Source organism: Kitasatospora sp. NPDC004289, from assembly GCF_053602875.1.
In genome coordinates this window covers 59,954-84,116 of record NZ_JBSGEL010000024.1, presented here as the reverse complement: position 1 = coordinate 84,116, position 24,163 = coordinate 59,954, and the positions used below count along the sequence as shown (strand labels likewise).

The 24,163-nt window shown below is 73.2% G+C and carries 28 protein-coding genes and 1 pseudogene; 19 read left to right on the top strand and 10 right to left on the bottom strand.

All coding sequences use genetic code 11. The features are described 5' to 3' along the window. Positions 1-149 precede the first annotated feature (149 nt). A complete protein-coding gene (locus ACWEPF_RS18395) occupies positions 150-974 on the bottom strand; it encodes a helix-turn-helix transcriptional regulator (RefSeq protein ID WP_452173399.1) in 825 nt (274 codons plus the stop codon). Between the two features lie 285 nt (positions 975-1,259). On the opposite strand from ACWEPF_RS18395, the gene ACWEPF_RS18390 reads away from it, so the two are divergent. From ACWEPF_RS18390 to ACWEPF_RS18340, 11 genes are all read left to right on the top strand, one after another. Next, entirely contained in the window at positions 1,260-2,732 is a 1,473-nt protein-coding gene (locus tag ACWEPF_RS18390) for a nitroreductase family protein (RefSeq protein ID WP_452173398.1), read from the top strand. 3 nt (positions 2,733-2,735) lie between these two features. Then, positions 2,736-4,172, top strand: a complete 1,437-nt coding sequence (locus ACWEPF_RS18385; RefSeq protein ID WP_452173397.1) for a class I adenylate-forming enzyme family protein — start codon at positions 2,736-2,738, stop codon at positions 4,170-4,172. A 23-nt stretch (positions 4,173-4,195) separates the two neighbouring features. After that, a complete protein-coding gene (locus ACWEPF_RS18380) occupies positions 4,196-4,465 on the top strand; it encodes a hypothetical protein (RefSeq protein WP_452173396.1) in 270 nt (89 codons plus the stop codon). After that, positions 4,458-5,207: a dihydrodipicolinate reductase C-terminal domain-containing protein gene (locus ACWEPF_RS18375; RefSeq protein WP_452173395.1), complete on the top strand. Its 750-nt coding sequence runs from the start codon at positions 4,458-4,460 to the stop codon at positions 5,205-5,207. Before ACWEPF_RS18380 ends, ACWEPF_RS18375 begins: the two co-directional genes overlap by 8 nt. Then, entirely contained in the window at positions 5,204-5,938 is a 735-nt protein-coding gene (locus ACWEPF_RS18370) for a class II aldolase/adducin family protein (RefSeq protein WP_452173394.1), read from the top strand. Before ACWEPF_RS18375 ends, ACWEPF_RS18370 begins: the two co-directional genes overlap by 4 nt. After that, the gene (locus ACWEPF_RS18365) at positions 5,935-6,669 is read left to right on the top strand and encodes a 4'-phosphopantetheinyl transferase family protein (RefSeq protein ID WP_452173393.1); all 735 of its coding nucleotides are present in this window, start codon (positions 5,935-5,937) and stop codon (positions 6,667-6,669) included. The genes ACWEPF_RS18370 and ACWEPF_RS18365 overlap by 4 nt, the downstream gene beginning before the upstream one ends. Further along, positions 6,666-7,838, top strand: a complete 1,173-nt coding sequence (locus ACWEPF_RS18360; RefSeq protein WP_452173392.1) for an acyl-CoA dehydrogenase family protein — start codon at positions 6,666-6,668, stop codon at positions 7,836-7,838. Before ACWEPF_RS18365 ends, ACWEPF_RS18360 begins: the two co-directional genes overlap by 4 nt. Positions 7,839-7,855: 17 nt before the next feature. Further along, positions 7,856-9,487: a GMC oxidoreductase gene (locus tag ACWEPF_RS18355; RefSeq protein WP_452173391.1), complete on the top strand. Its 1,632-nt coding sequence runs from the start codon at positions 7,856-7,858 to the stop codon at positions 9,485-9,487. Then, a complete protein-coding gene (locus tag ACWEPF_RS18350) occupies positions 9,484-10,470 on the top strand; it encodes an aldo/keto reductase (protein WP_452173390.1) in 987 nt (328 codons plus the stop codon). The genes ACWEPF_RS18355 and ACWEPF_RS18350 overlap by 4 nt, the downstream gene beginning before the upstream one ends. Before the next feature lie 62 nt (positions 10,471-10,532). Next, a complete protein-coding gene (locus tag ACWEPF_RS18345) occupies positions 10,533-11,309 on the top strand; it encodes a class I SAM-dependent methyltransferase (RefSeq protein WP_452173389.1) in 777 nt (258 codons plus the stop codon). A gap of 136 nt (positions 11,310-11,445) precedes the next feature. Then, positions 11,446-12,489 (top strand): PEP/pyruvate-binding domain-containing protein, encoded by a 1,044-nt coding sequence (locus tag ACWEPF_RS18340; protein ID WP_452173388.1) that lies wholly within the window; start codon positions 11,446-11,448, stop codon positions 12,487-12,489. 53 nt (positions 12,490-12,542) lie between these two features. Here the strand turns inward: ACWEPF_RS18340 and ACWEPF_RS18335 are convergent, their stop codons facing one another. After that, the gene (locus tag ACWEPF_RS18335) at positions 12,543-13,046 is read right to left on the bottom strand and encodes an FBP domain-containing protein (RefSeq protein ID WP_452173387.1); all 504 of its coding nucleotides are present in this window, start codon (positions 13,044-13,046) and stop codon (positions 12,543-12,545) included. A 234-nt stretch (positions 13,047-13,280) separates the two neighbouring features. Between ACWEPF_RS18335 and fusA the strand changes: the two genes are divergently transcribed. Next, positions 13,281-15,413, top strand: coding sequence for an elongation factor G (gene fusA / locus ACWEPF_RS18330; protein ID WP_452173386.1), 2,133 nt, complete (start codon positions 13,281-13,283; stop codon positions 15,411-15,413). 144 nt (positions 15,414-15,557) lie between these two features. After that, positions 15,558-16,154 (top strand): TetR/AcrR family transcriptional regulator, encoded by a 597-nt coding sequence (locus ACWEPF_RS18325; RefSeq protein WP_345290311.1) that lies wholly within the window; start codon positions 15,558-15,560, stop codon positions 16,152-16,154. A gap of 58 nt (positions 16,155-16,212) precedes the next feature. On the opposite strand, the gene ACWEPF_RS18320 is transcribed toward ACWEPF_RS18325, so the two are convergent. After that, positions 16,213-17,427: a PP2C family protein-serine/threonine phosphatase gene (locus tag ACWEPF_RS18320; protein WP_452173385.1), complete on the bottom strand. Its 1,215-nt coding sequence runs from the start codon at positions 17,425-17,427 to the stop codon at positions 16,213-16,215. A gap of 283 nt (positions 17,428-17,710) precedes the next feature. On the opposite strand from ACWEPF_RS18320, the gene ACWEPF_RS18315 reads away from it, so the two are divergent. The 4 genes from ACWEPF_RS18315 to ACWEPF_RS18300 all read left to right on the top strand — a co-directional run bounded on the left by ACWEPF_RS18315 (position 17,711) and on the right by ACWEPF_RS18300 (position 19,346). Then, positions 17,711-18,076, top strand: coding sequence for a PRC-barrel domain-containing protein (locus tag ACWEPF_RS18315; protein ID WP_345290309.1), 366 nt, complete (start codon positions 17,711-17,713; stop codon positions 18,074-18,076). A gap of 65 nt (positions 18,077-18,141) precedes the next feature. Next, positions 18,142-18,315, top strand: a complete 174-nt coding sequence (locus tag ACWEPF_RS18310) for a CsbD family protein (RefSeq protein WP_452173384.1) — start codon at positions 18,142-18,144, stop codon at positions 18,313-18,315. Positions 18,316-18,461: 146 nt separating this feature from the next. Further along, a complete protein-coding gene (locus ACWEPF_RS18305; protein WP_452173383.1) occupies positions 18,462-18,836 on the top strand; it encodes a helix-turn-helix transcriptional regulator in 375 nt (124 codons plus the stop codon). A gap of 111 nt (positions 18,837-18,947) precedes the next feature. After that, complete coding sequence (locus ACWEPF_RS18300) at positions 18,948-19,346, top strand: STAS domain-containing protein (protein ID WP_452173382.1); 399 nt, start codon at positions 18,948-18,950, stop codon at positions 19,344-19,346. A gap of 203 nt (positions 19,347-19,549) precedes the next feature. Here the strand turns inward: ACWEPF_RS18300 and ACWEPF_RS18295 are convergent, their stop codons facing one another. The 3 genes and pseudogenes from ACWEPF_RS18295 to ACWEPF_RS18285 all read right to left on the bottom strand — a co-directional run. Beyond that, positions 19,550-19,873 carry a plasmid stabilization protein gene (locus ACWEPF_RS18295; RefSeq protein ID WP_345280470.1) on the bottom strand — a complete coding sequence of 108 codons (324 nt, stop codon included), beginning with the start codon at positions 19,871-19,873 and terminating at the stop codon, positions 19,550-19,552. 56 nt (positions 19,874-19,929) lie between these two features. Further along, positions 19,930-20,085, bottom strand: a complete 156-nt coding sequence (locus ACWEPF_RS18290; protein WP_452173381.1) for a hypothetical protein — start codon at positions 20,083-20,085, stop codon at positions 19,930-19,932. Positions 20,086-20,235: 150 nt separating this feature from the next. Then, positions 20,236-20,567 (bottom strand): annotated as a pseudogene (locus ACWEPF_RS18285) (SDR family oxidoreductase); the annotation flags it as partial. Between the two features lie 151 nt (positions 20,568-20,718). Between ACWEPF_RS18285 and ACWEPF_RS18280 the strand changes: the two are divergent. Beyond that, positions 20,719-20,901 carry a DUF6479 family protein gene (locus ACWEPF_RS18280; protein WP_345290305.1) on the top strand — a complete coding sequence of 61 codons (183 nt, stop codon included), beginning with the start codon at positions 20,719-20,721 and terminating at the stop codon, positions 20,899-20,901. Between the two features lie 87 nt (positions 20,902-20,988). Here the strand turns inward: ACWEPF_RS18280 and ACWEPF_RS18275 are convergent, their stop codons facing one another. After that, positions 20,989-21,144 carry a DUF6131 family protein gene (locus tag ACWEPF_RS18275; RefSeq protein WP_452173380.1) on the bottom strand — a complete coding sequence of 52 codons (156 nt, stop codon included), beginning with the start codon at positions 21,142-21,144 and terminating at the stop codon, positions 20,989-20,991. Positions 21,145-21,204: 60 nt separating this feature from the next. Further along, positions 21,205-21,432: a DUF6296 family protein gene (locus tag ACWEPF_RS18270; protein WP_452173379.1), complete on the bottom strand. Its 228-nt coding sequence runs from the start codon at positions 21,430-21,432 to the stop codon at positions 21,205-21,207. A gap of 589 nt (positions 21,433-22,021) precedes the next feature. Between ACWEPF_RS18270 and ACWEPF_RS18265 the strand changes: the two genes are divergently transcribed. Continuing rightward, positions 22,022-23,215 (top strand): carboxylate-amine ligase, encoded by a 1,194-nt coding sequence (locus tag ACWEPF_RS18265; protein WP_452173378.1) that lies wholly within the window; start codon positions 22,022-22,024, stop codon positions 23,213-23,215. Positions 23,216-23,233: 18 nt separating this feature from the next. Here the strand turns inward: ACWEPF_RS18265 and ACWEPF_RS18260 are convergent, their stop codons facing one another. Continuing rightward, positions 23,234-23,722 carry a DUF6328 family protein gene (locus tag ACWEPF_RS18260; RefSeq protein ID WP_452173377.1) on the bottom strand — a complete coding sequence of 163 codons (489 nt, stop codon included), beginning with the start codon at positions 23,720-23,722 and terminating at the stop codon, positions 23,234-23,236. Positions 23,723-23,729: 7 nt separating this feature from the next. Further along, positions 23,730-24,143, bottom strand: coding sequence for an ATP-binding protein (locus ACWEPF_RS18255; RefSeq protein ID WP_452173376.1), 414 nt, complete (start codon positions 24,141-24,143; stop codon positions 23,730-23,732). Positions 24,144-24,163: the final 20 nt, after the last annotated feature.

Below are 24,163 nucleotides of genomic sequence, written 5' to 3'. Positions count from 1 at the left end.
GCACGCAGGGCAGCGGGCCGGAGCACCGGCCCGGTCGGGGGCCGCGGCAGCCCGTACCGCTCGATTCTGCCAAGCGCGCGCCGCGCGCGGCAGGGGGCAAGTTGGCCGCTGACGGCCAGGGCCCGGTGCGCAGCCCTGGCCGCCGGGTGTCAGGAGTGCGGGGGCAGCGGATCCGGGTCGGGCAGCAGCTGGTGGGTCCGCGCGGCGATGACGCCGGCCTCGAAGCGGCTGCTCACGCCCAGTCGGCGCAGCAACGAGGACACCGTGCGGCGCAGGGTGCGCGGGGAGACGTTCAGTTCGCGCGCGATCTCCAGGTCCTGGCGGCCCTTGGCCCACAGCCGCAGGATGACCAGCTGCTGCTCGGTCAGGCTCACCGGGGCCCGGGTGCCGACCGGCCGGTCCTCCGGGCACGGCCCGTCGTCCTCCGCCGCGCCGGTGCGCAGGTCGCGCGCGTCGTCCCAGCAGTACTCGAAGATCCGGATGAGGACCTGCAGCAGGGCCGGCTGGCGCACCAGCAGCGTAGAGTCCGGCAGGCACACCAGCGCCATCTCGTCGTCGACGACGACCAGCCGGAACGGCAGCAGCGGCGCCACCCGGATCTGGACCCCGCGCCGGGAGAGCTTCTCCAGGTGGGAGACGGCCGTGGCGTTCTGCAACAGGCCGCTCTGGTGGATGGTGCGCACGCCGACCCGCGACCCGCGCTCCCGCCAGTCGCCGCCCAGGCGGTCGATGACCAGGTGGCGGGCGATGACCGACGGCTGGATCAGGCGGATCTGACCGCGGGCCAGCGCCACCGCGGCGTCGAGCAGCTCATGGGCCCGCGCCGGGTCGTGGACCTCCACCGGGTCGCCGGTGTGGCCGGCCGGGACCGCGGCGCGGTGCACGGCCAGCGCGGACACGTGGGACTCCAGCAGCCGGGCGCAGTCCGCCGCGCTGACCAGCGCCCGCTGCTGCCTTTCGAGTAGCTCCGACAACGTTCCCACGGCATTCCCCGCCATTTCATCCTGTTGTACCGGCACCTCGCGGCCTCCCTGCTGGCATGTCCCCCGGCGGCCATGGCCGCTCCAGGCCACTAAATGGTCTACACGGCCGTGATCGCCTCTGGCAAGATTATTTCACCGGATTAATTGGAAATCCCGTTCCCCGTCTTCGGCAGTGCTCACTCTGCGTAAGGAACCACCTTGGCGCGACTCGTCCGTCAGTGGCAGCCGCAGGTGCTGACGCCGCTCCGTCTTGGCAGGAAAGGAGAAGCGAAACCGGTGAACGATCGAGACTCTCTGGTGTGCGACCGGGCCGCAGGGCACCCCCTGGGGGCCCTGGCCGACCCGGCCGGCGGGCTCGGCACCGAGCGGGCCGAGCAGACCGCGCAGCGCCTGTGGCGGCGGATGGCGCTGGTCGCCGCCCCCGACGGCACGCCGCGCCCGCGGCCGATGGCCGTACCCGCCGAACTGCACGCCGCCCTGGCCCTGTTCGAGGCCTCCGCGCAAGGCTCCGCCACCGGCGGTCACAGCGCCCCCTCGGCCGGCGCGCTGCAGCCCTACGAGCTGCGGGTGGTCACCAGCGGTCCGGACGGGCCGCGGGTGTTCTCCGTGGACGTGGCCCGGCGCACCTGCTACCTCACCCACGCAGGCGAGGAGGTGGACAAGGCGCTGTGCGACGGCGGCCTCGCGCTGCCGGGCCCTGACGCCAGCCTGGTGCTGCTCGTGGTGCGGCCCTGGCTGTCCATCCGCAAGTACGACGAACGCGGCTATCTGTACGCCCAGTTGGACACCGCGCACCTGGGCACCCACCTGCTGTGCCTGGCCGCGGCCGGACACCGCCGGGCGCAGTGGCTGACCGGTGCCGCGACCGGCCCGCTGAACACCCTGCTCGGCCTGGGGGACGACTACCTCCTGCCGCACAGCGTGCTGCTGCTGGACGGCCCGGCCGGCCACCGGTCGCCCGAGCCCGGCGCCTGGAGCTGCACCGACCACCGGGACACCCGCCGCTCGCCCCGGCGGCCCGAGCACTTCGAGTACCGATGTTGGCAACAGCTGGCCGAATTCCGCCACGAAGGGCCGACCGCGTCCTCGGGCACCCCGCCGCTCAGCCTGCTGGACGGCACCGAGGCGGCCGCGCCGCCGCAGCCGGCCCAGCTGGCCCGGTTGGCCCGGCTCGCCGCCGTCCGGCGCTCCGCCAAGGACTTCGGGCCCGGCCCGGTGCCGGCCGACGCGCTGCGGCGGGCGCTGGCCGCCATGAGCACCCCGCTGCCCACCGACCTGCCGCCCGCGGACGGCTTCGGCGCCACGCTGGTCGCCCGCCGGGTGGACGGTCTGGCCCCCGGCGCCTACCGCGTCCTGCGCGCCGGTACCGAGGACGCCGCACCCCGCGGTCGCGCCACGAGCAGTGACGACGACCTGGTGCGGATCTGCATGGGGCAGGAGCACCTGCGTCACACGGCCGCCGCCGTCGTCTTCCACGGCCGCCGGGAGCAGGTCTTCCGGCACGGCATGGCCGGGATCGACCACGCGCTGCTGCGCGCCGGGGCCCTGGCCCACCTGCTCTACCTGGGCGCCACCGACGCCGACGTGGCGATCACCACCATCGGTGGCTTCGACGCCGCGGCCTGGCACCGCCTCGCCGGGCTGACCGATCAGGACGAGGTCCTCTACGTCGCGATGCTCGGGCCGCGCGGCGCCGCCACCCGGAAGACCGACCGCCTACAGGGCGCCTACGCCCACGGGGGACGCTGACCGATGCTCGCCGACATCATGACCAAGGCCCTGCGCGACGGCGGCGGCCGGGCACAGGTGACGGACCGTCACACCCGGCTCACGTACCGGGAGTTGGACCGGGCCGCCGACGAGCAGGCCACCCGGCTGCGCGCCCTGCTCGGCCCCGGCGAGCGGCACCGGGTCGCCATCCAGTCCGGCAACTCGGTCGCCTACCTGGTCGCCTACCTGGCCGTCCTCAAGGCCGGCAGCGTGCCCTTCCTGATCGACCGGGCCAGCGGCCCGCGCGAGGTGCAGCTCATCCGGCAGGACTGCGGGCTCGACCTGCTGCTCCAGGACGAGGCCGCGGCCGCGCCCGAGGTCGGCACCCCGCGCGGCACGCTGGGGTCGCTGCTGGCGACCGGCCTGCCCGCCCGGGAGGAAGCACCCGCGCTGCACGACCTGACCGAGGTGTGCCGGTTCACCTCCGGCTCCACCGGCCGTCCCAACTGCATCGAGTTCGCCGGCACCGCGGTGCACCGGGCCGCGGCGAACTGGGCCGAGGGCACCGGCCTCTCGGGCGGCGACAGCATCCTGTGCTTCGCCTCCCTCTCCAACGGCCTGGCCTTCAACACCTCGCTGCTCTCCGCCTTCCTGGTCGGCGCCGACCTGCACCTGGGCAGCGGACTGCCCACCGGCGGCGCGGTGTCGCGGCTGCTCGCGAGCACCGCCGCCACCCGGCTGGTCGGCTTCCCGGCGCTCTACGAGTCGCTGGTCCGCCGCCCCGCCGACGGCGCCGCACCGCCGAACCTGAGGATGGCGGTCTCCTCGGCGGCGCCGCTGCGCCCCGACACCCGGAGCGAGTTCACGGCGCGCACCGGCGTGCCGCTGCAGAACTACTTCGGGGTGGCGGAGGCGGGCCCGCTGACCTTCGCCGCGGACCCGCTGACCGATCCGGGCCTGGGCCAGCCGCTGCCCGGCGTGCGCCTGCGGGCCGGCACCGCCGCCGCACCCGAGGTGGTGCAGGTGCACAGCCAGTCCATGGGCACCCGCTACCTCAACGCGCCCGGCGTACTGGAGGGCCACATCGACCAGGACGGCTTCTACCACACCGGCGACACCGGCTACCTCCGCGACGGCAGCCTGGTGCTCACCGGACGCACCAGTCAGAAGATCAACGTCGGCGGGCGCAAGATCGACGCCCTCGAGGTCACCCAGGCCCTCCTCGACGTCCCCGGCGTCACCGACGCGGTCGTCCTGGAGACCCCCGACCGGCACGGCGGCAGCGCACTGGCTGCCGTGATCACCGCCGAACCCGGCTTCGACCCGGCCGAGGGGCGCCGCCGGCTGGCCGAGCGCATCTCCGCCTACAAGGTCCCCAGTCTCATCCGCGTCGTGCCCCAGATCCCCCGCGGCTCCACCGGCAAACCCGCCATGGCCCAGCTGCGCGGCCTGTTCATCACCACTGGCCAGCCCCAGTGACGACCCGCCAGGAGAACGCCGTCATGCCCGTGTCCTCGAACCAGATCCGTCCGCGCATCGTGCGCATCGTGCTCGGCGCCGCCGAGGGCGATCTGACCGAGCAGGCCCTCGCCGCCGCCAACTGGTCGCTACCGGCCGTCAGTTACTCGTCCCTCGCCTACATCCGGATGATCGACACCGTGGAGAACGAGCTCGGTGTCTACCTGGACCCGGAGGAGGACAGCGAGCGCTTCGAGACCATCGACAGCATCGTCGACCTGGTCTGTCAGCAGTTGGAGTCCGGCGATGTCTGAGCCGGTCCTGGGGATCGTCGGCACCGGCCGGCTCGCCGCGGCGGTCGGCGGACTCGCCCAGGCCGAGGGGCACTCCGTACGGGTCTACGAGCCCCGCGCCGTGGACACCTGGCGCCGAGGCCCCGCGGCCGACGTCGTCATCGACTGCTCCGCCCCGGCCGTCACCGGCCAGGTCGCCGACCTGTGCGCCGAGTTCGGACTGCCGCTGGTCGAGTGCGTCTCCGCGCTGCCCGAGGTCCAGGTGCGGCGACTGCGAGACCTGGCCGCCGGGGTGCCGGTGGTGCTGGCCGCCAACCTGTCGCTGGGCAACTACCTGCAGACCCGCGCCCTGCGCGGCGTCGCGCAGGTGGTGACGACGATGGCGCGGGCCGGCATCGACGGCGCCGTGCCCGAGGCCGCCGTGCTGGAGCGCCACCCGGTCACCAAGGCCCACCGGCCCAGCGCCACGGCCGAGTTGCTGGCCCGGGAGTGGACCCGGCAGACCGGGGCCGACCCCGCCGACGTGGCCTCGCTGCGCCACGGGCCCGCCGTCAGCGACCACACCGTCAGCCTGGGCTGGCCGGAGCAGAGCCTGGTGATCAGCCATCACGTCGGCTCGCTCCGGGCGGCCGCGGCCGGCGCCATCGGGGTCGCGACCTGGGCCGTGGGCCACACCCCCGGCAGCTACACCGTCCACGAGGTGTTCGACGACATGGTGGCCGCCATGGAGCGCGCCACCGGCCGAGCGGAGGGGGTCCGGTGACGGCGACCACGACCGGAGCCCGGGTGCCGACCCGGATGGCCGAGCAGATCGCCCTGGGCGCCCGGATGCTCTCCCTGGACGGGCACGACGACTTCAACCAGGGGCAGATCTCCGCGCGGATGCCCGGCTCGGACACCTTCTACATCAAGAACGCCCTGGTGGGGTTCGACGAGGCGGGTCCCGGCCAGATCGTGGCGGCCGACACCGACCCGGCGGCTCCCGTCGATCCGCTGGCCCCACCGGAACTCCCGCTGCACCAAGCGATCTACCGCGCCCGCCCGGACGTCAACGGCATCGTGCACAGCCACGCCCCGCACACCCTGGTGTTCGGCGCCACGGACCTGACGCTGCGACCCGTCTCGCACGACGGCGCGCACTTCGTCGACGCCCTGGGCCTGTTCACCCTGACCAGCAACACGGTCCTGGACCAGGAGACCGGCGAGGCCATCGCGCACGCGCTCGGCGACGGCAACGGCGTCCTGCTGCGCAACCACGGCTCGGTGGTGATCGGCCGGAGCGTGCGGCACGCGGCCGTGTTCGCCCAGGTCCTCGAGCGCGCCTGCCGGCTGCAACTGCTCGCCGAACAGACCGGCGTCCCCTACAGCTGGTCGAGCGACACGGACGTCGCCCTCAAGCGCGACTTCGTCTACGCCGACCTGTCGGTGCGCTCCTACTGGGACCACGCCGTGCGCCGGGTCCGGCGCAGCTGGCCGGACATCAGCACGTGGTGAGACATCAGCACGTGGTGAGCGGCCACGCCACCTCCGGCATCCTGGTGGCCGTCTGCGACGTCGCCACCGCCGCGGACCGCTACGGGCACCTGCTCAGCGCGGTCGAACGGACCGGTGCGGCGGCCTACCCGCCGCACCGGGCCCGGGAGTTCACCGCCGGGCGCGGACTGCTGCGGTGGGCTCTGGGCCACACCCTCGAAGCGGGGGCCGCCGCCAGCCGGATCGTCCTGACCGACCGCGGCAAGCCCGTGCTGGCGGACCGGCCGACGACCGGCATCAGCCTGTCCCACAGCGGCGGGACCGTCGCCGTCGCCGTCGCCGTCGGCCGCGCCGTCGGCATCGACCTCCAGGCACCGGTCCCGGTCACCGACGGCCTGCTGCGGCGCTGCTGCACACCCGAGCAGCAGCGCGAACTGGCCGCCCTGGAGCCCGACCGCCGTCCCACCGCCCTGGCCCGGCGCTGGACGATCCTCGAGGCGCACGCCAAGGCCACCGGACGCGGTCTGACCCGTTCCCCGGGCCGGTTCCCCGGGCCGTTGCTGGCCCGGCGCGGCCACGGCCGGGACTTCGCCTGGCGCACGCTGCCCCCGCTGGGCGGCTGCGCCGCGGCCCTCGCCTTCGACGGACCCGCCCACCGGGTCCGCCTGCGCATCGCGCTGCCGGCCGGCACCCCCGGCCCCCGCCGTACCGTCCACGACACCCATCCTCACCGAGAGGCGCCGACCCGATGACCGATCTACCCCTCGTCGCCGACGGACCCCGTGCAGCGACCAAGGAGGAGGTGCGCGAGCTCCTGGTCCTGGCCGAGGAGCTGGCGGACAAGGAACTCGCCCCCAACGCCGACAGTTTCGAGGCGCAGTCGCACTTCCCGCGGGAGATCCTCGACACCCTCGGCCGGGCCGGGCTGCTCAGCCTGCCCTACCCCGCCGAGTACGGCGGCGGCGGCCTGGGCCACGAGGAGTACCTCACCGTGCTGGAGATCCTCGCCCGGCGCTGGCTCGCCGTCGCCCAGTCGGTCAACATCCACGTCCTGTCCTGCTACCCGCTGGCCGCCTACGGCACCGACCGCCAGCGCGAGCGGTGGCTGCCGGACATGCTGGGCGGCCGGCGGCTCGGCGCCAACTGCATCTCCGAGGCCGAGGCCGGCTCCGACATCTCGGCGCTGGCCTGCACCGCCCGCCTGGACCGCTCGCAGGACGCCTACACGCTCCAGGGCACCAAGTCCTGGATCAGCCACGCCGGTCAGGCCGACTTCTACAACATCTTCTGCCGCACCGGGGGCGAGGGCGCGCGCGGACTGTCCGTGCTGCTCACCGCCGCCGACACCCACGGCCTGGTGGTGCAGGGCCTGGAGAAGAAGATGGGCACGCGCTCGTCGCCCACCGCGGCCATCGCCCTGGACGGCGCGCAGGTGCCGGCCGAGCGCCTGATCGGCCGGCCCGGCAAGGGGTTCCTGATCGCCTCCGGTCTGTTCGACCGCGGCCGCCTGGGCATCGCGGCCTGCGCCGTGGGGCTGGCCGCGGCCGCCGTGGACTACGCGGTCGCCTACGCCAAGACCCGCCGTCAGTTCGGGCGCCCCGTCGCCGACTTCCAGGGGCTGGCCTTCATGCTCGCCGACATGTCCACCCAGGTCGCGGCCGCCCGCGCGCTGGTCCGCGAGGCCGCCCAGGCCCTCGACCGGGGGGCCGCGCCCTCCGCCGTCACCGCCGCGGCCGCCCGCGCCAAGCTGTTCGCCACCGATACCGCGATGCGCGTCACCACCGATGCCGTGCAGGCCCTGGGCGCCTACGGATACGTCCAGGACCACCCGGTCGAACGCTGGATGAGGGAGGCCAAGCTGCTCCAGATCATCGAGGGCACCAACCAGATCCAGCGCATCGTCATCGCCCGTTCGCTGTGACCGAGGGGACCGCAGCCGTGTCCGAACCGCACTTCACCGAGCACGTCGACGTCGTCATCGTCGGCAGCGGCCCCACCGGGGCGGCCTACGCCCGCCTCGTCACCGACGCCCGGCCCCGGGCCCGGGTGCTGATGGTCGAGGCCGGCCCCGCCGTCACCGACCCGCCCGGCGCGCACCTGGCCAACCTGACCGACGCGGGAGAGCGCGAACGCGCCGTCCTCGCCTCCCAGGGCCCGCACCAGCACCGCTACCCGCTCTCGGCAGCCTCGGCCGTCGCCCAGCACCGGACCCCCGAGGACCGCGCCCGCGCGCTCCTCACCCGGCCCGGGCTGATCCCGGTGGGCTCCGGCGAGCCCGCCGGCGACGGATGGCCGGCGGCCCAACAGGCCTGCAACGTCGGCGGCATGGGATCCCACTGGTTCGGTGCCAGTCCCCGTCCGGACGGCACCGAGCGGATCCCGTTCCTCGACCCCGCCGTCCTGGACGAGGCCCTCACCGTCGCCGAGCGACTGCTCGACGTCTCGAGCACGCAGTTCCAGGGCTCGGCCTTCGCCGCCCACCTGCGGCAGGTGCTCGGCGCGGACCTGGACGAGGACCGCGCCCCCGGGCGGCGGGTGCAGCCCATGCCGATGGCAGTCCGCAACACCCCGGCGGGCCTCCGGCGCTGCGGCACCGACGTGGTCCTCGGCGACCTGGCCGCCGGCGCGAACAAGCACTTCGAACTGCGCCCCGACACGCTCTGCGAGCGGATCCTCACCGCGGACGGCCGCGCCCTCGGCGTCCGGCTGCGCGACCGGGCCGACGGCACCGCGTACCAGGTGCGGGCCGACCACGTCGTGGTGGCGGCCGACCCGCTGCGGACCCCGCAGCTGCTCTTCGCCTCCGGCGTGCGCCCCGCCGCCCTGGGCCGCTACCTCAACGAGCACTCCCAGGTCTCGCTGCTGGCCGAGGTGGACCTGCCCGAGGCGGAGGCCGTGGCAGCGGAGTCGACGGGCCCGGCGCCGGTGATGTCGGACTCCACGGTCTCCACCCTCGCGGCCAGCGGGGTGACCTGGATCCCCTGCGACGGCGAGGAGTACCCGTTCCACGGCATGCTCACCCGGATCGACCCGGCCACCCTGGCCCGCCCCGGTGCCGGCGAGCCGCCCGCCGAGCCGCTGCTCTCCGTCCACCTGTTCACCGCGCAGGAGCCGCGGCGCGACAACCGGCTGGAGTTCAGCGACACCGACCAGGACTGGCTGGGCATGCCGGCCATGACGATCCGTCACACCCTGGGCGAAGCGGACCGCAGCATCCTGCGCCGCGCCCAGGCCGAGGCGCTGCGACTGAGCGGGCTGGTGGGCAGGCCGCTGGCGGGGGAGAGCCCGTGGGTCCTGCCCGGCGGCAGCTCCCTGCACTACCAGGGGACCGTACGGATGGGCGCCGCCGACGACGGCAGCAGCGTCTGCGACCCGGCCTGCCGGGTCTGGGGCCTGGAGAACCTCTACCTGGCGGGCAACGGGGTGATCCCGACGCCCACGGCCTGCAACCCCACGCTCACCAGCGTCGCACTGGCGGTGATCGGCGCGCGCGACCTGGTGCGCCGGCTGCCCGACACCACCCAGGACCTGGCCGTCGTGTCAGGGCCGTCGGAAGGGAAGACCACGTGATCCACACACGGCTCGGCCGCACCGGACTGCGCGTCAGCAGACTGGTCCTCGGCACCGTCAACTTCGGCGGCCGGGTGGAGGAACCCGAGGCGCACCGGCTGATGGACCACGCCCTCGCCCAGGGCATCAACGTCGTCGACACCGCCAACACCTACGGCTGGCGGGTCTACAAGGGCCACACCGAGGAGGTCATCGGCCGCTGGCTCGCCAAGCAGCCCGCCCGTCGCGACCAGGTGGTGCTCGCCACCAAGGTCGGCGACCCGATGGGCGACGGCCTCAACGACCAGGGCCTGTCCGCCCGCAACATCGTCGCCGGCTGCGAGGCCTCGCTGCGCCGACTGGGCACGGACCACATCGACCTGTACCAGATGCACCACATCGACCGGTCCGTCGGCTGGGACGAGATCTGGCAGGCGATGGACCTGCTCGTCACCCAGGGCAAGGTGCGCTACGTCGGGTCCTCGAACTTCGCCGGCTGGGACATCGCCTCCGCCCAGGAGGCGGCCCGGCGCCGCAACGGCCTGGGCCTGGTGTCCGAGCAGTGCGTCTACAACCTGGTCACCCGCCACCCCGAGCTGGAGGTCATCCCCGCGGCCGCCGCCTACGGACTCGGCGTGCTGGTCTGGTCGCCGCTCCACGGCGGCCTGCTCAGCGGCGTGTTGCGCAAGATCCGCGACAACGACGCCGTCAAGTCGGCCCAGGGCCGGGCCGCGGAGGCCCTGCTGGAGCACCGGGACACCATCGAGGCCTACGAGAAGCTGTGTGCCGACTTCGACACCGATCCCGCGCAGGCGGCGCTGGCCTGGACGCTGTCCCGGCCCGGGGTGACCGCCGCGGTGATCGGTCCGCGCACCGAGCAGCACATCGACGGTGCGCTCGCCGCCCTCACCTCACCGCCGCCCGAGGCCCTCCTGTCCGAGCTCGACCAGCTGTTCCCGCCGGTCGGACGGGGCGGCCCCGCCCCCGACGCATGGCTCTCCTGACCACCACCCCCACGGATCCGCCGGACCGGTCGGCCCGGCACCACTCGAAAGGACAACCTCCCATGACGGCAGAGAAGTTCACCGACCCGCTGATCGTGCCGCACGAGTCGGCCCAGGACCGCGACGCCCGCGAGCGCCTGACCAAGCTGCTCGTCGAGACGCCGATCCCGCCGCAGTACCTGATCGACAACCTCGCCGTCTACATGCGCCGCCACCAGCTGGCCGACCTGCTGTCCATGGACCAGCTGTACCGCATGCTGGGCGACGTGCCGGGCACCATCATGGAGTTCGGTGTCCTCCACGGCCGCCACCTGGCCACCCTGACCGCGCTGCGCAGCATCTACGAGCCCTACAACTCGCTGCGCCGCATCGTCGGCTTCGACACCTTCACCGGATTCCCCGAGGACATCGACTCGGTCGACAAGGTCAGCACCAGTGCCGTGCCCGGCCGTTTCGCCGTGCCCGACGGTGAGGTGCAGCACCTGCGCGAGGTGCTCGCCGCCCACGAGGCCACCGAGCCCTTCGGCCACACCCAGCGCTCCTTCGTCGTCCAGGGCGACGTCCGCGAGACGGTGCCTCAGTACCTGGCCGACAATCCCGAGACGATCATCGCCATGGCCTACTTCGACCTGGACCTGTACCAGCCGACCAAGGAGCTGCTCGAGGCGATCAAGCCGCACCTGACCAAGGGGAGCATCCTGGCCTTCGACGAACTCGCCCACCCCAAGTGGCCGGGCGAGACCACGGCCCTGCGCGAGGTGCTCGGCCTGGACTTCGCGCCGCTGAAGCAGCTGCCCGGCCGTGAGCCGCCGGTGATCTACCTGCAGTGGGGTCAGTGACGGCGAGGCGGGCCGCGGGGGCGTCGACGCCCCCGCCCCGGAAACGCGTCGGGTGCCGCCGGCCACGGCAGGCGGCACCCGACGCGCTGTGCGGTACGGCATGCGACACCGGCGATCGGGTGAGGAGGAGGCACCGGTGATATCGGAACAGACGCGACTGGTCGCGACGGCGGATGCGCGGGGCGGACGACGGGCGGCGGCGCCGGCGGCGCACCGACTGGTCTTCCCCGGGGCCGCGACGCAGGCCGCCGATCCACTACTGGTGGGGCACAAGTTCGCGCGTCAGGCTCGGCTGCTGGCCGCCGGGTACCGGGTGCCGGAGTTCGTGTGCGTGTCGGTCGAGGCCTTCGACGCGGTGCGGGCCGAGACCGGCATCAGCGCTCCGGCCGTGCGGGATTCGGGTGAGCTGGCCGCCTGGGCGGCACGGGCCCGTGCCCGGGTGCGCGGCGCCGGGGTGCCGGAAGGCCTGGCCGCGGCGCTGCTGGAGGCGTACGACCGCCTGACCGACGACGGTGGCACCGTGATGGTGCGGTCCTGTGCGGTGCCCGCCCGGGCAGGAGCGCACGGCGGCGGGGAGGAGGCGGCCCCGGCCCCGGGTGGCGGCTTCCCGGCGGTCGGGCGCGATGAGCTCGTCGACCGGGTGTCCCAGTGCTGGGCATCGGCCTTCACCACCGAGCGGGTGCTCGACCGCTTCGCCCGCGGCGGTGACCCGGCGGCGACCCGGATGGCGGTGGGGATCCAGCGACTGGTACGGGCCGAGCGGTCCTTCGTGGCCGTCAGCCGCGATCTCCGCAGCGCCCCGGACACCGCCGACCAGGCCCATCTGGCGGCGGCCTACGGACTGGGCGAGGGCGTGACGGGAGGGAGCGCGGACGTCGACCACTTCTCGGTGGACGTCGGCACCGGGGTGGTCGAGCTGCGCACGGTGCGCAAGACCCGCCGACTGGTGCCCGCCGACACCGGGGGCACCACCGTCGTCGAGGTGCCCGAGGACCTGGCGCACCGTCCGGTGCTCGACGTCCAGACCGCCCGCCGGATCGCCCGGCTGGCCCGCGGGCTGGAGAGCCACTTCGGCGGGCCCCAGGAGATCGAGGGCGCCATCACCGCGGACGGCGAGATCCACCTCGTCCAGGCCCGCCCGGCGGTCGTCACCCGGATCGGGCGGCGCCGGCCCCGCTGAGAGCGGCCGGTACGGGTTCGGCGGAGGCCGAAGCCGTACCGGCCCCACAGTTCCTAGGCCGTGACGACCCTGGTCAGGAACTTCGACAGGTTCGCCCGGGTGCGGGTGATCTTCTCCTCCGTGCTGAGGTTCTCCTTCATCCGGATCCCCGACGCGTCCGCGCGCTTCTTCTCCCGGACGTACAGCGAGCAGGCGAGGTCGCTGCAGAAGTACTCGCCGGCCGACACGTACTCGTCGTCGCTGGCCCGGCGCGCCTTACGGGCCGTCATCAGGGATACGCCCGAGGCGACATGCGTGGTCAGGCAGATCGAGCACATGGAGCCGTGGTGGGCGCCGACGGTCCGCTGGGCGAAGCGCAGCGCGACGCCGACGAGCCGGCCGTCGTGCTCGGCCACGATGTAGCTCCGGGAGGGGGCTCCGGGGTCCCGCCAACCCATGAAGTCCATGTCCTCCCAAGGGAGTTCGTCCAGGTGGCGCGGCAGCGCGATCCGGCTCGCTTCCCCCTTGGTGCAGTTGACGAACGATGCGCGGATCTCCGGGTCAGTCAGTGCCTTCATGCTTCCTCACGATAGCGCCCCTGTGTATATTAGGCAAAAGCCAATCCATCCTAGGTATAGGGTCGTGTCCAGCGGATCCCCCGCTCACACCATGGGTGCCCTCACGGCATCCGTCGAGCGCCATGCCTGGTGCCGTCCGTCCTGAACTCGGCTGTCTCCGCCGGACTCTGACGGTGCGTCATAGCAGAAGCCCGACTCGACCATCCGTCCACCGCGCAGGAAGTACTGATCGTCATGGCTGAGAACTCGCTCGACCTGGCTGCCGTCCGCAACATCGGGATCATGGCGCACATCGACGCAGGCAAGACGACGACCACCGAGCGGATCCTCTTCTACACCGGTGTGTCGTACAAGATCGGCGAGGTCCACGACGGCGCCGCCACGATGGACTGGATGGAGCAGGAGCAGGAACGAGGGATCACCATCACCTCGGCCGCGACCACCTGCCACTGGGAGTTGGACGGCGTCGACCACACCGTGAACCTGATCGACACCCCCGGGCACGTCGACTTCACCATCGAGGTGGAGCGCAACCTGCGGGTGCTCGACGGCGCGGTCACCGTGTTCGACGGAGTGGCCGGTGTCGAGCCGCAGTCGGAGACGGTGTGGCGGCAGGCCGACCGCTACGGGGTGCCGCGGATCTGCTTCGTGAACAAGCTCGACCGCACCGGCGCCGACTTCCTGCGCTGCGTCGACATGATCTCCGACCGGCTGGGGGCGCACCCCCTGGTGATGCAGCTCCCGATCGGCGCCGAGGCCGACTTCCGGGGCGTGATCGACCTGGTGCGGATGAAGGCCCTGCTCTGGTCCCCGGACGCGGCCAAGGGCGAGATGTACGACGTGCTCGACATCCCGGCCGAGCACGCCGAGGCCGCCGGCCTGTGGCGCGGCCGGCTGATCGAGGCCGTCGCGGAGAACGACGAGCAGATCATGGAGCTGTACCTGGAGGGCACCGAGCCCACCGTGGCACAGCTGGACGCCGCGGTCCGGCGCATCACGATCGCCTCCACCGGGGCGGGCGGCAGCAGCACCGTCACGCCGGTGTTCTGCGGTTCGGCGTTCAAGAACAAGGGCGTCCAACCACTCCTGGACGCGGTGGCCCGCTACCTGCCCTCGCCCCTGGACATCGGCGCGGTGGAGGGCCACGCGGTCGCCGACCCGGAGGAGGTCCTGCGGCGCGAGCCCAGCGACGACGAGCCGCTCTCCGCCCTGGCGTTCAAGATCATGTCGGACCCGCACCTGGGCAAGCTCACCTTCGTCCGGATCTACTCCGGCCGGCTGGCCTCCGGCAGTTCGGTGCTGAACCCGGTCAAGGGCCGTCGGGAGCGCATCGGCAAGGTCTACCGGATGCACGCCAACAAGCGCACCGAGATCGACGCGGCCGGGGCCGGCGACATCGTGGCCGTCATGGGCCTCAAGCAGACCGTCACCGGCGAGACCCTGTGCGACGAGCGGCAGCCGGTCGTCCTGGAGTCGATGGACTTCCCCAGGCCTGTCATCGAGGTCGCCATCGAGCCCAAGTCGAAGGGCGACCAGGAGAAGCTCAGCGTGGCGATCCAGCGCCTGGCCGAGGAGGACCCCTCCTTCCAGGTCCACGCGGACGAGGAGACCGGGCAGACCGTCATCGGAGGCATGGGGGAGTTGCACCTGGAGGTGCTGGTCGACCGCATGAAGCGGGAGTTCCGGGTCGAGGCCAACGTCGGCAAGCCGCAGGTCGCCTACCGCGAGACCATCCGCAAGGCCGTCGAGCGCGTCGACTACACCCACAAGAAGCAGACCGGCGGGTCCGGCCAGTTCGCCAAGATCCAGATCGCGATCGAGCCCCTCGAGGACGGCGCGGAGGCCACCTACGAGTTCGTCAACAAGGTGACCGGCGGGCGGGTGCCCAAGGAGTACATCCCCTCCGTCGACGCCGGCTGCCGCGAGGCGATGAAGTTCGGCGTCCTGGCCGGCTACGAGATGACCGGCATCCGCGTCACCCTGCTCGACGGCGGCTACCACGAGGTCGACTCCTCCGAACTCGCCTTCAAGATCGCCGGTTCGCAGGCCTTCAAGGAGGCCGCCCGGATGGCCCACCCCGCGCTCCTGGAGCCGATCATGGCCGTCGAGGTCACCACCCCCGAGGACTACCTGGGCGAGGTCATCGGCGACATCAACTCCCGCCGCGGCCAGATCCAGGCCATGGACGAGCGCGCCGGCGCGCGCCTGGTGCAGGCCATGGTGCCGCTGTCCGAGATGTTCGGCTACGTCGGCGACCTGCGCGGCAAGACCTCCGGCCGGGCCAGCTACAGCATGCAGTTCCACGGCTATGCGGAGGTCCCGCGCGCCATCGCCGAGGGGATCATCGCCAAGCTCCGGGGCGAGTGAGCCACCGGTGTAGCCTGCGTCCCGCACCATCGCCCCCGGCGGTGCGGGACGCGGTGCTTCACCGTCACCCCGCCGAACCGGAAGCCTTCCGTCGTCCCGCCCTACCGTCCGCGTCGGGCCGGTCATGCTTGAGGAGCGAACGAATTGGGTGCACGCGTCGGCCTGACCACCAGCCGCATCGTCCACGCCGCGGCCGACCTGGCCGACAGCGTCGGCTTCGCGAACGTCACCATCTCGGCGCTCGCACGCGGCTTCGGAGTCAAGGACGCCAGCCTCTACTCCCACATCGGGGGCCTGCACGAAATGCGCGCCCGGGTGGCTTCGCTGGCGGCCGAGGAACTGAGCAGCCGCCTCGCCGAGTCCATCGCGGGCCGGTCCTCGCCCGGTGACCGCCTCACCGCCTTCGCCCACGCCTACCGGGGCTACGCGCTGCGCCACCCCGGCCGCTACGCGGCGACCCAGTTCTCGGCGGACACCCTCCTGCCCGCCGACACCGGCGGGTTCACCCACAGCACCGGACTGACCTACTCGGTGCTGCGCGCCTACGACCTGCGCGAACCGGACCTGACCGACGCGGTCCGGATGATGCGCAGCGCCTTCCACGGCTTCATCGACATCGAGTCCAGCGGAGGGTTCGGGCACCCGCACGACATCAACGACTCCTGGACCAAGGTCGTCGTGTCGATGCAGCAGATGCTCGAGCGCTGGCCCCGCGCCCGCCGTCCCGAGCCGGAGGCGTAGCGGCCCGGTCTCGTGCCCAAGAGGCCGCACCGTCGAATCCTGCCGTCCCGACCAGCGTTCACGCAGGCCGGAGGCCGTCTTCGCGCGGTACGGCTCGGGTGGGGTGCCATTCGGCGAGCAGGATCGTGGCGTCGTCGTCCAGTGGGTCGTGGTGGTGGTCGAGGACGGCGCGGATGAGGCGGCGCAGGGCTTCGGGGGCCGGTTCGTCGGCGGCCAGGGAGCGGGTGACGAGGTCGGTGAGCTGCTGTTCGCCGTAGCGTTCGCCGGTGCGGGAGCGGGCTTCGGTGACGCCGTCGGTGTGGATCAGGATGCGGTCGCCGGGTTCGAGCTGGGCCTGGTGGACGGTTCGGGTGGCCCGGTAGCCGGGGCCGAGGCCCAGGGGCAGTTCACCGGGAGGGGCCAGAGCGTCGGCCACGACGTGGTTGGCACGGATCAGCAGCGGTGGTGGGTGGCCGGCGTTGATCCAGCTGAGCTGTCCGGAGGTGAGGTCGAGGCGCGCGAAGATCCCGGTCAGGAGTCGGCCCGGCAGCCACTGGTCGAGGTCGGCGTCGATGCGGTCGGTGATGTCGGTGAGGGTGCCGGCGGTGCGACGGGTCGCCCGGCCGCCGGCGAGGGCGACGGCGGAGGAGAGTCCGGCCGCCAGGTCGTGGCCCATGGCGTCGACCACGGTCAGGTGGAGGTGGCCGTCGTCGAGTCCGTGGTCGAAGGCGTCGCCGCCGACTTCGTAGGCCGGTTCGACCACGGCGGTGGAGGTCACCTGCTCGGTGCCGATGGTCTGCGGCGGCAGGAACGCCCACACCATCTCGGCGGCGGTGGTCATCCGCCTGGTCCGGACCGTCCGGGCGTACTCGTCGCTGAAGGCGCTCTTCGACACCACGACCACCGCGACCACCGCGGCGAGCCCGGTGGCGGCCTCCAGCCGCTCCGGGGTGAGACGGTCGGCGGTCACCCGCAGCACGCCGAGGCGGGTGATCCCGTCGAGCAGCGGCACGTGTGCCACCCCGGGAGCGTGCGGCGACACCTGCGGCGTCACGGTCCGGTAGGCCCGCCCGGCCACCGAGCCGTCGATCTCCTGCTCCTCGGGGTTCACGACGGCGGACCGACCCGGCAGGGGCACCAGTCGCTCCTGTTGGACGTCGGCGAGGAGGACGGTCGCGGAGTCCAGACCCAGGTGGCGCGCGGTCTCCTCGACGAGCGCGGCCACGTCCTGGGGCGCCAGGGAGTGCGAACGCTCCAGGAACCGGGCCAGCGCTGACTGCCATCGTCCGGACATTCCGGCACCCACCTGTCGCGACGGAACCTTCCGCTTCGAGTGTGGAGCCGATCAGCGGCCGCCGCCCGACCGTGCGGCAAGGTTCCCTGGCGGTCGGCGCGTGCGCGGGCCTGCAGCAGAGTGTTGAGCCCGGAGAAGTGTCGTCGCCCTCGCCCTGATGGGTCGTCACGCCGGGCAGCAGGTTCAGGTCGACAGGCATGGGTTCGGCGGTCACGGGGCAGGCGCGGCCCGAGGACGCACTGCGGGAGACCGTCCGCGGTGCGGCGAGATGGGAGGCAACACGATGGGAACCGTCGACATCTGGGCGTTCCGTGCCGACTCCGGCCACGTCTCCGGAGCCGACCTGGTGGGCTTCAAGGTCGAGGCGACCGACGGCCACATCGGCAAGATCGACCGGCTCTCCGAGGAGGCCGAGTCGAACTACCTGGTGGTGGACACCGGGCCGTGGATCTTCGGCAGGCACGTCCTGCTGCCCGCCGGGACCGTCTCCCGGGTGGACCTCGGGAACGAGGTGGTCCACGTCGACCGGACCAAGGACGAGATCAAGGACGGCCCCGAGTTCGACCCCCACAAGCACGAGGACGACACCGACTACCGCGAGCGGTACGCCGGCTACTACGGCCCCTTCTACGGCGGTCCGGTCTTCTGACGACCGGTCATCGGAGGCGAGGGACGGCGGCGGTACGGGACCGCTCCGACGGAACGGAGGACGGCATGAGCGCGAGCGACAAGGTCAAGAACGTAGCGGAGAAGGCGAAGGGCAAGGTCAAGGAGGCCACCGGCAGGGCGTCGGGGAACGAGCGCCTGGAGGCTGAGGGCAAGGTCGACCAGGCCAAGGGTGACCTCAAGCAGGCGGGCGAGCACGTGAAGGACGCCTTCAAGCGCTGACCCGCCGTCACGGGGCCCGCCACCATCCTCGCTCGGATGGTGGCGGGCCCCGTGACCGTCCCGGTGCCGCGCTGTGGTTCCAGGAGCCGCCCGGCGTCCCCGCACTCCGGAGTTGCCATGCCGGAATGCGGGTGCACACTTGAGGGGTGGCGGACAGGCGTGAGCCCCGTACCAGCTGGACGTTCCTGACCCAGCACGCACGGGTGCTGCTGACGGTCTCGCGCGACCCGGAGGTGCGGTTGCGGGATCTGGCCGCCACGTGCGGCCTCACCGAGCGGGCGGTGCAGTCCGTGGTGTCCGACCTGGAGACGGCCGGCTACCTGACCCGGGTCCGCCACGGGCGGCGCAACCACTACGACGTCGTCCGGCACATGACCTTCCGTCATCCCGCCGAGGCACGTCACGAGATCGCCGGACTGCTGGAGCTGTTCGACGATTCCGGCCACGGTGGTTCTTCTGCTCCGGTCCGGCTCCCTCTCCCTCCCGGTGGTGACCGAGATGAGCGTGACGAGCACCTCTGACCTCGCCCGGCGGGCCCGGCAGCACACGGGCGGACCCTGCCCGGGCCGATCCGGTGGAGCACGGCCCGGCCCCGGCACGGCGCCGACTCGTCCCTTGAGGGGAGCGCGCTGATGGACCCCTCGCACATCACCCCGCACTCCGAGGGCTGGTCCCCGCCGCTCCAGTTGACGATCACCGAGGACAGCACCGCCGACGGCGCCACGGTCGTGCACCTGGCCGGGGAGATCGACCTGGACGAGGGGGCCGCGTTGGAGGACGTCCTCACCCGGGCCCTGGAGGCCCGGCCGTCCCGCCTGGTCGTCGACATGAGCGGGGTCGGCTACTGCGACTCGGCCGGCCTCAACGCCCTGCTGAAAACCCGCACGGCCGCTGCCACCGCCGGAGTCGACCTCGTGGTCGCCGGGGTCGGCGAGCGCATCACCCGGCTGCTCTGGGCCACCGGCACCACGGACGTGTTCACCATCACCGAGACCGTCGAAGCCGCCCTCGCCCACGGCCAGGAGGAGTGAGGGCCGCGCCCCGCTCCCGTCGTGGTGAATGCCGCGCGCGAGCGACCGCATCCCCGGAGTCGGCCGTGCCAACCGCTGATCCCGGCTGCTCCGGCGGGCTGCGCACCGCTGGGGCGGATCACGGACCTCGGCCTCACCGCCGCCTACCGTCCGCTCGCGGACCTCTGACCCCGGAGAGCGGCCCTTCCACCGTCGTTCCCGGGTCAGCGTCCGAGGGCGTGTTCGAGCTGCTTCTTGTTCATCGTGGAGCGGCCCTTGATGTTGCGCTGCCGGGCCTCGTTGTACAGCTGGTCGTAGGTCGGGCCCTTGGCACCGCTGTGGGAGCGCAGTCCGCCGCGGCGGGCGGAGGAGATGTCGTGGGTGGAGGAGCGGCTGGCGGTCTTGGACTCGCCGTGCCGGGCGCGTTCCTTGTTGACGGTGCGGGCGGCGATCTCCTCCGCCTGCTCCTCGCTCTCCCCGCGCTCCCGCAGGCTCTCCTTGATGTGCTCGTACTGGCGCTCGCGCTTGGGGCTGGATCCTCGCGGCATGACGCCTCCTCAGGTTCCGTCCGGGCCGCCGGTGTTGGTGCTGCCCGTACCGGTTGTCAGTTGGGGCTGATGCGGCCGCGCCAGGCCTCGGTGGCCGTGCCGCGGTCCTCGATGGAGGTCTCGAACCGGCGCAGGTCACCCTTCCCCCGGCGGTCGACCGTCCCGAGCACGTCGGCGGCCCGCTCGGCCGTGCCCTCGGGCTCGAAGTCCATCGCTCTGGTGGCTCTGCTCCTCCCGGTCGCCGGCCGGCCCACGGGCGGACCGGCTCCATGGAGCGCCTGCCCGGCACGGGCGGTGTCATGCCCGCTGCCCTGCCCCGAACGCCCGGACGATCCGCCCGGCACCGGACTGCTGACGTCCGGTCAGGGGAGCGCGACTCCGCCGGTGGCGTTCACGACCCCGCCAGTCAGGTAACTCGCCCCGGTGGAGGCGAGGAAGACGTACACCGGTGCGAGCTCGGCGGGTTGGGCGGGTCGGCCGAGCGGTGACTGCTCGCCGAAGGCGGCGACGTGGTCGGGCGGCAGGGTGGCGGGGACGAGAGGGGTCCAGACCGGGCCGGGTGCCACCGCGTTGACCCGCACGCCCCGGGGGCGAGCTCACGGGCCAGGCCCTGGGTGAAGGTGACGATCGCGCCCTTGCTGGCGGCGTAGTCCAGCAGGTGCGGTTCGGGCCGGTACGCCTGGACCGAGGCGGTTCACGGCACTGCCTCGCCAACGCTGTCGGAAACGGGCCGCCGGGCGCCTGCCCGGCCGGGGCGGGGTTCACCCCGGGCAGGGCGGAGCGGATGCCGGCCGGACGACCGTGCGCCGATGTTTCCTCGTCGTCGATCCGGAAACGCGCCAGGCATGGACATCAAGGACTTCGCACTGCAGACCCAGCTCGCCGGAGCCGGCGGCAGCGCGCTGTGGCTGATCCTGGCCGGCGTGCTGATCGTCGTCGTGATCCTCTCCGCCTTCGTCCTCGGCCAGCGTCGCAAGGACCGTGAACCGCCGCCCACCGGCCTGCACCGGCGGGGTGGCCGACGCTGACGCACCTGCTCAGGTCCGCCACCCGTTACGTACGGGTGGCGGACCTGAGCAGGTGCGTCAGCGTCCGGGGTGTTCCGGGAGAAGGATTCACCAGTAGTGGTTGCGGCCGCCGACCGCGTGGCCCAGGGCTCCGGCGATCCACAGCACCAGGCCGATGACGACGAGCACCAGGCCGATCGTCCACAGGATCGAGATGCCGGTGACGAATCCGACGATGAGCAGGAGCACTCCAAGGAGGATCATGGTTGCCTTCTCCGGTCGAGGACTTGTGTCCGTTCCCCCGCTGTGTGGTGCCGTCCGCCGTCAGAGCAGGGGAGTGGCGGGCAGGCAGGTGTGGCCGTTCGGCCCGGTAGCGGTGGCCAGCACGTGGGCGATGCCGTCCGCGATGTCGACCCGCAAGGCCCCGGCCGCGAAGACGGGCCGGCCCCACTCGCTCATCTCGCCGGTGGCGTGGACGATCACCGCCTCCTGAGGGCGGTGCGAGCCAGGCAGGCCCGGCAGGGTGATCACGTAACGCGTCGGGACGTCCACGGCCCTCACCGACCGTGCGACGGTCGGCCACCGGTGGTCGCGAGCGCGGCGAGGAGGCGCGAGGGCGCTTCCCACCACCGTGCGGCACCGGGGGGACGGGCGTGCCCCCGAGGTGGGAGGCGGTGCACCGGCCGGTGCCCGTGCGGGGCACGCGAGGCCGAGCTCGCGGTTCGTGCCGTGTTGGCCGGCTTGGACATGGTCGGACCCCCTCTCGGAGGGGAAAGCGGTCCGGTCACAACCTGCCCGGCTTCGGCTGCGGCAATCAGCCGGCGAGTGTCCGAGCCTTCACCCCTCCGGGGCGGTTCCGCCCGAAGGGCCCGTCGGTGGTTCCGCCCGCGACCGGCGCGGGTCGTCCAGGGCTGGACCTGGCAGGTGCCCGCTCGCCCCGCGCTGGTGCGTGATTCCAAGGTCGGCCGCCATCCCGCCCCGACATCCCCGGCGGGCAGGCAGCGCTCCCCGAGACCGGCGGCCAGTGTTTGTCACCGCGCAGCCCGGGCAACCGCTGCCTGTCACTCCTTTCCACCCGGCCACCAGGGCGGCCGCGGAGCAGACCAGGTCCGCCCGCGCGGCTCGTCCCCGGAGGCTCACCGTGGCCGTGCAAGCCCGCACCCGGCTCCGCGCCGACCCGGTACCCGACCGTCCCCCGCAGCCGGCGGACTCTCCCCGGCGCCGCGCCGGCGCGGCAATGGTGCCCACCCTCGGCGTCGAGGAGGAGTTCCTGCTCGTCGACCCGGACTCCCGGGCCCCGGTCGCCCGGGCCCCGGAGGTGCTGGCCGGCGAGCACGGACTGGGTGCGCTGCTCCAAGCCGAGTTCTACACCTGCCAGATCGAGGTCTGCACCGAACCGGTCCTCACCCTGCCCGACCTCCGCGCCCAACTGCTGCGGCTGCGCGACTCGGTGGCACAGGCCGCCGCCGACTCGGGCTGCCACGTCATCGGCTCGGGCTGTGCCCCGCTCGCCGCCACCACCCCGGTCCCGGTCACCGACACCCCGCGCTACCGCCTGATGGCCCGTCACTTCGGCTCCGTCGCGGACCACCGCACGGGCACCGTGTGCGGCTGCCACATCCACCTCGGCGTCCGCGACAAGCCCGAGGCCCTGCTGCTCGGCGCCCACCTGCGGCCCTGGCTGCCGGCCCTGCAGGCCCTGGCCGCCAACTCGCCCGTCTGCCAGGGCAAGGACACCGGCCACGCCAGCTGGCGCGCGCTCTGCTGGGCCCACTGGCCCACCGTCGGCCCCACCCCCGTCCTCGACGCCGCGGCCTACGAGGCCCTCGCCGACTCCCTGGTGAGCTCCCGCCTGCTGCTCGACCGCCGGATGATCTACTGGTACGCCCGCCCCTCCGAGCACGTGCCCACCCTGGAGGTGCGGATCGCCGACGTCAGCGCCGACCCGGACACCACCGTGCTGCTCGCCGGCCTCACCCGCGGCCTGGTCGCCCGGCTGCGCCGCGACGTCCTGGAGGGCCGCCCGGTCCCGGCCGTGTCCGACGCCCTGCTGCGGGCCGCGCACGGCTGCGCGGCCCGCGCCGGTCTCGCGGGCGAGGGCCTCGACCCGCAGTCAGGCAGGACGACGCACCAACGGCACCTGCTGGACCGCCTGGTCGAGTACGCCGGCCCCGGGCTCGCCGCCGCCGGAGACCTGACCACGGTCACCGCCCTGCTGGAGCGGACACTGCGCGAGGGCACGGGCGCCGAGCGGCAACGCGCAGCACTCGGCCGACGCGGCCGCGCCGAAGACGTGGTGGACCTCCTCGCTGACGCCTTCACCGGCCGCGCCTGAGAGGCGGCCGCCCGGTGCTCACCGGCCCTTGCGGCCCAGCACGCTCACCGGCAGCAGCACCCAGCACAGCGCGAACCAGGCCGCCACGCCCCCGGCGATCGCCCAGGCGGCCCAGCCCAGCCCGGCCACCCTGAGCAGCAGGACCAGGGCCGCGCAGACCGTGACGGCCAGCAGCACCAGACCGAGCGAGACCAGGCGGGCGGCGGCGTCGACCATCCGAGCCTTGACGTGCTCGCCGGCCAGCAGCCGGTGGTAGGAAGCCGGGGCGATCAGTGCCCCGACGGCGAACGCCCCGAGGGTGACCACCGTCGCGTACAGGGCCCGCTCGAATCCGTCGATGGTGGCGAAGCGCGGGGTGAAGGCCACGGTGAGCAGGAAGCCGAACATGATCTGGGCACCGGTCTGGGCGATCCGCACCTCCTGGAGCAGCTCGTCCCACCGGCGGTCCGCCCGCTCCTCCGCCGTCTCGTCGCGCCCGCCGTCACGGCCGCCCGGCTGCTCCTTCACCGCAACCTCACCCGCCCTCACCTGCCTTCGGCGGCCCGCCCGGCGCCTGCGGGGCGTCACCCGGGATCTCGGCCCACACCGTCTTGCCGCCCGCCAGGGGCTGGGTGCCCCAGCTGCGGCTGAGCAGCTGGACCACCTGCAGGCCGTGCCCGCCCGGCCGCCCGAGGGAGGGAGGTCTGCGGTGCGGAAGGCCCGGGCCGGAGTCGCTCACCTCGATGCGCAGCGCCCCGTCGTCCAGCACCGTCAGTCTCAGCAGGCCGGGCCCGCCACCGTGCAGTGCGGCGTTGGCGACCAGTTCACCGGTCACCAGCACCGCGTCCTCGCAGACCGGCTCGGGCACCGAGGCGACGGCCAGGGCACCGCGCACCGTACGGCGCGCCACCATGACCGGGTGCGGTTCCGCCGCCAGATCGACCTCCACCGGACGCACCGAAGGCGTTC

What these genes read in the sequence shown, in the direction of transcription:
- ACWEPF_RS18385 (WP_452173397.1), top strand. Translation starts at nt 2,736, where the DNA reads ATGCTCGCCGACATCATGACCAAGGCCCTGCGCGACGGCGGCGGCCGG.
- ACWEPF_RS18380 (WP_452173396.1), top strand. Translation starts at nt 4,196, where the DNA reads ATGCCCGTGTCCTCGAACCAGATCCGTCCGCGCATCGTGCGCATCGTG.
- ACWEPF_RS18375 (WP_452173395.1), top strand. Translation starts at nt 4,458, where the DNA reads ATGTCTGAGCCGGTCCTGGGGATCGTCGGCACCGGCCGGCTCGCCGCG.
- ACWEPF_RS18360 (WP_452173392.1), top strand. Translation starts at nt 6,666, where the DNA reads ATGACCGATCTACCCCTCGTCGCCGACGGACCCCGTGCAGCGACCAAG.
- ACWEPF_RS18345 (WP_452173389.1), top strand. Translation starts at nt 10,533, where the DNA reads ATGACGGCAGAGAAGTTCACCGACCCGCTGATCGTGCCGCACGAGTCG.
- ACWEPF_RS18335 (WP_452173387.1), bottom strand. Translation starts at nt 13,046, where the DNA reads ATGAAGGCACTGACTGACCCGGAGATCCGCGCATCGTTCGTCAACTGC.
- fusA (WP_452173386.1), top strand. Translation starts at nt 13,281, where the DNA reads ATGGCTGAGAACTCGCTCGACCTGGCTGCCGTCCGCAACATCGGGATC.
- ACWEPF_RS18320 (WP_452173385.1), bottom strand. Translation starts at nt 17,427, where the DNA reads ATGTCCGGACGATGGCAGTCAGCGCTGGCCCGGTTCCTGGAGCGTTCG.
- ACWEPF_RS18315 (WP_345290309.1), top strand. Translation starts at nt 17,711, where the DNA reads ATGGGAACCGTCGACATCTGGGCGTTCCGTGCCGACTCCGGCCACGTC.
- ACWEPF_RS18310 (WP_452173384.1), top strand. Translation starts at nt 18,142, where the DNA reads ATGAGCGCGAGCGACAAGGTCAAGAACGTAGCGGAGAAGGCGAAGGGC.
- ACWEPF_RS18300 (WP_452173382.1), top strand. Translation starts at nt 18,948, where the DNA reads ATGGACCCCTCGCACATCACCCCGCACTCCGAGGGCTGGTCCCCGCCG.
- ACWEPF_RS18295 (WP_345280470.1), bottom strand. Translation starts at nt 19,873, where the DNA reads ATGCCGCGAGGATCCAGCCCCAAGCGCGAGCGCCAGTACGAGCACATC.
- ACWEPF_RS18290 (WP_452173381.1), bottom strand. Translation starts at nt 20,085, where the DNA reads ATGGACTTCGAGCCCGAGGGCACGGCCGAGCGGGCCGCCGACGTGCTC.
- ACWEPF_RS18280 (WP_345290305.1), top strand. Translation starts at nt 20,719, where the DNA reads ATGGACATCAAGGACTTCGCACTGCAGACCCAGCTCGCCGGAGCCGGC.
- ACWEPF_RS18275 (WP_452173380.1), bottom strand. Translation starts at nt 21,144, where the DNA reads ATGATCCTCCTTGGAGTGCTCCTGCTCATCGTCGGATTCGTCACCGGC.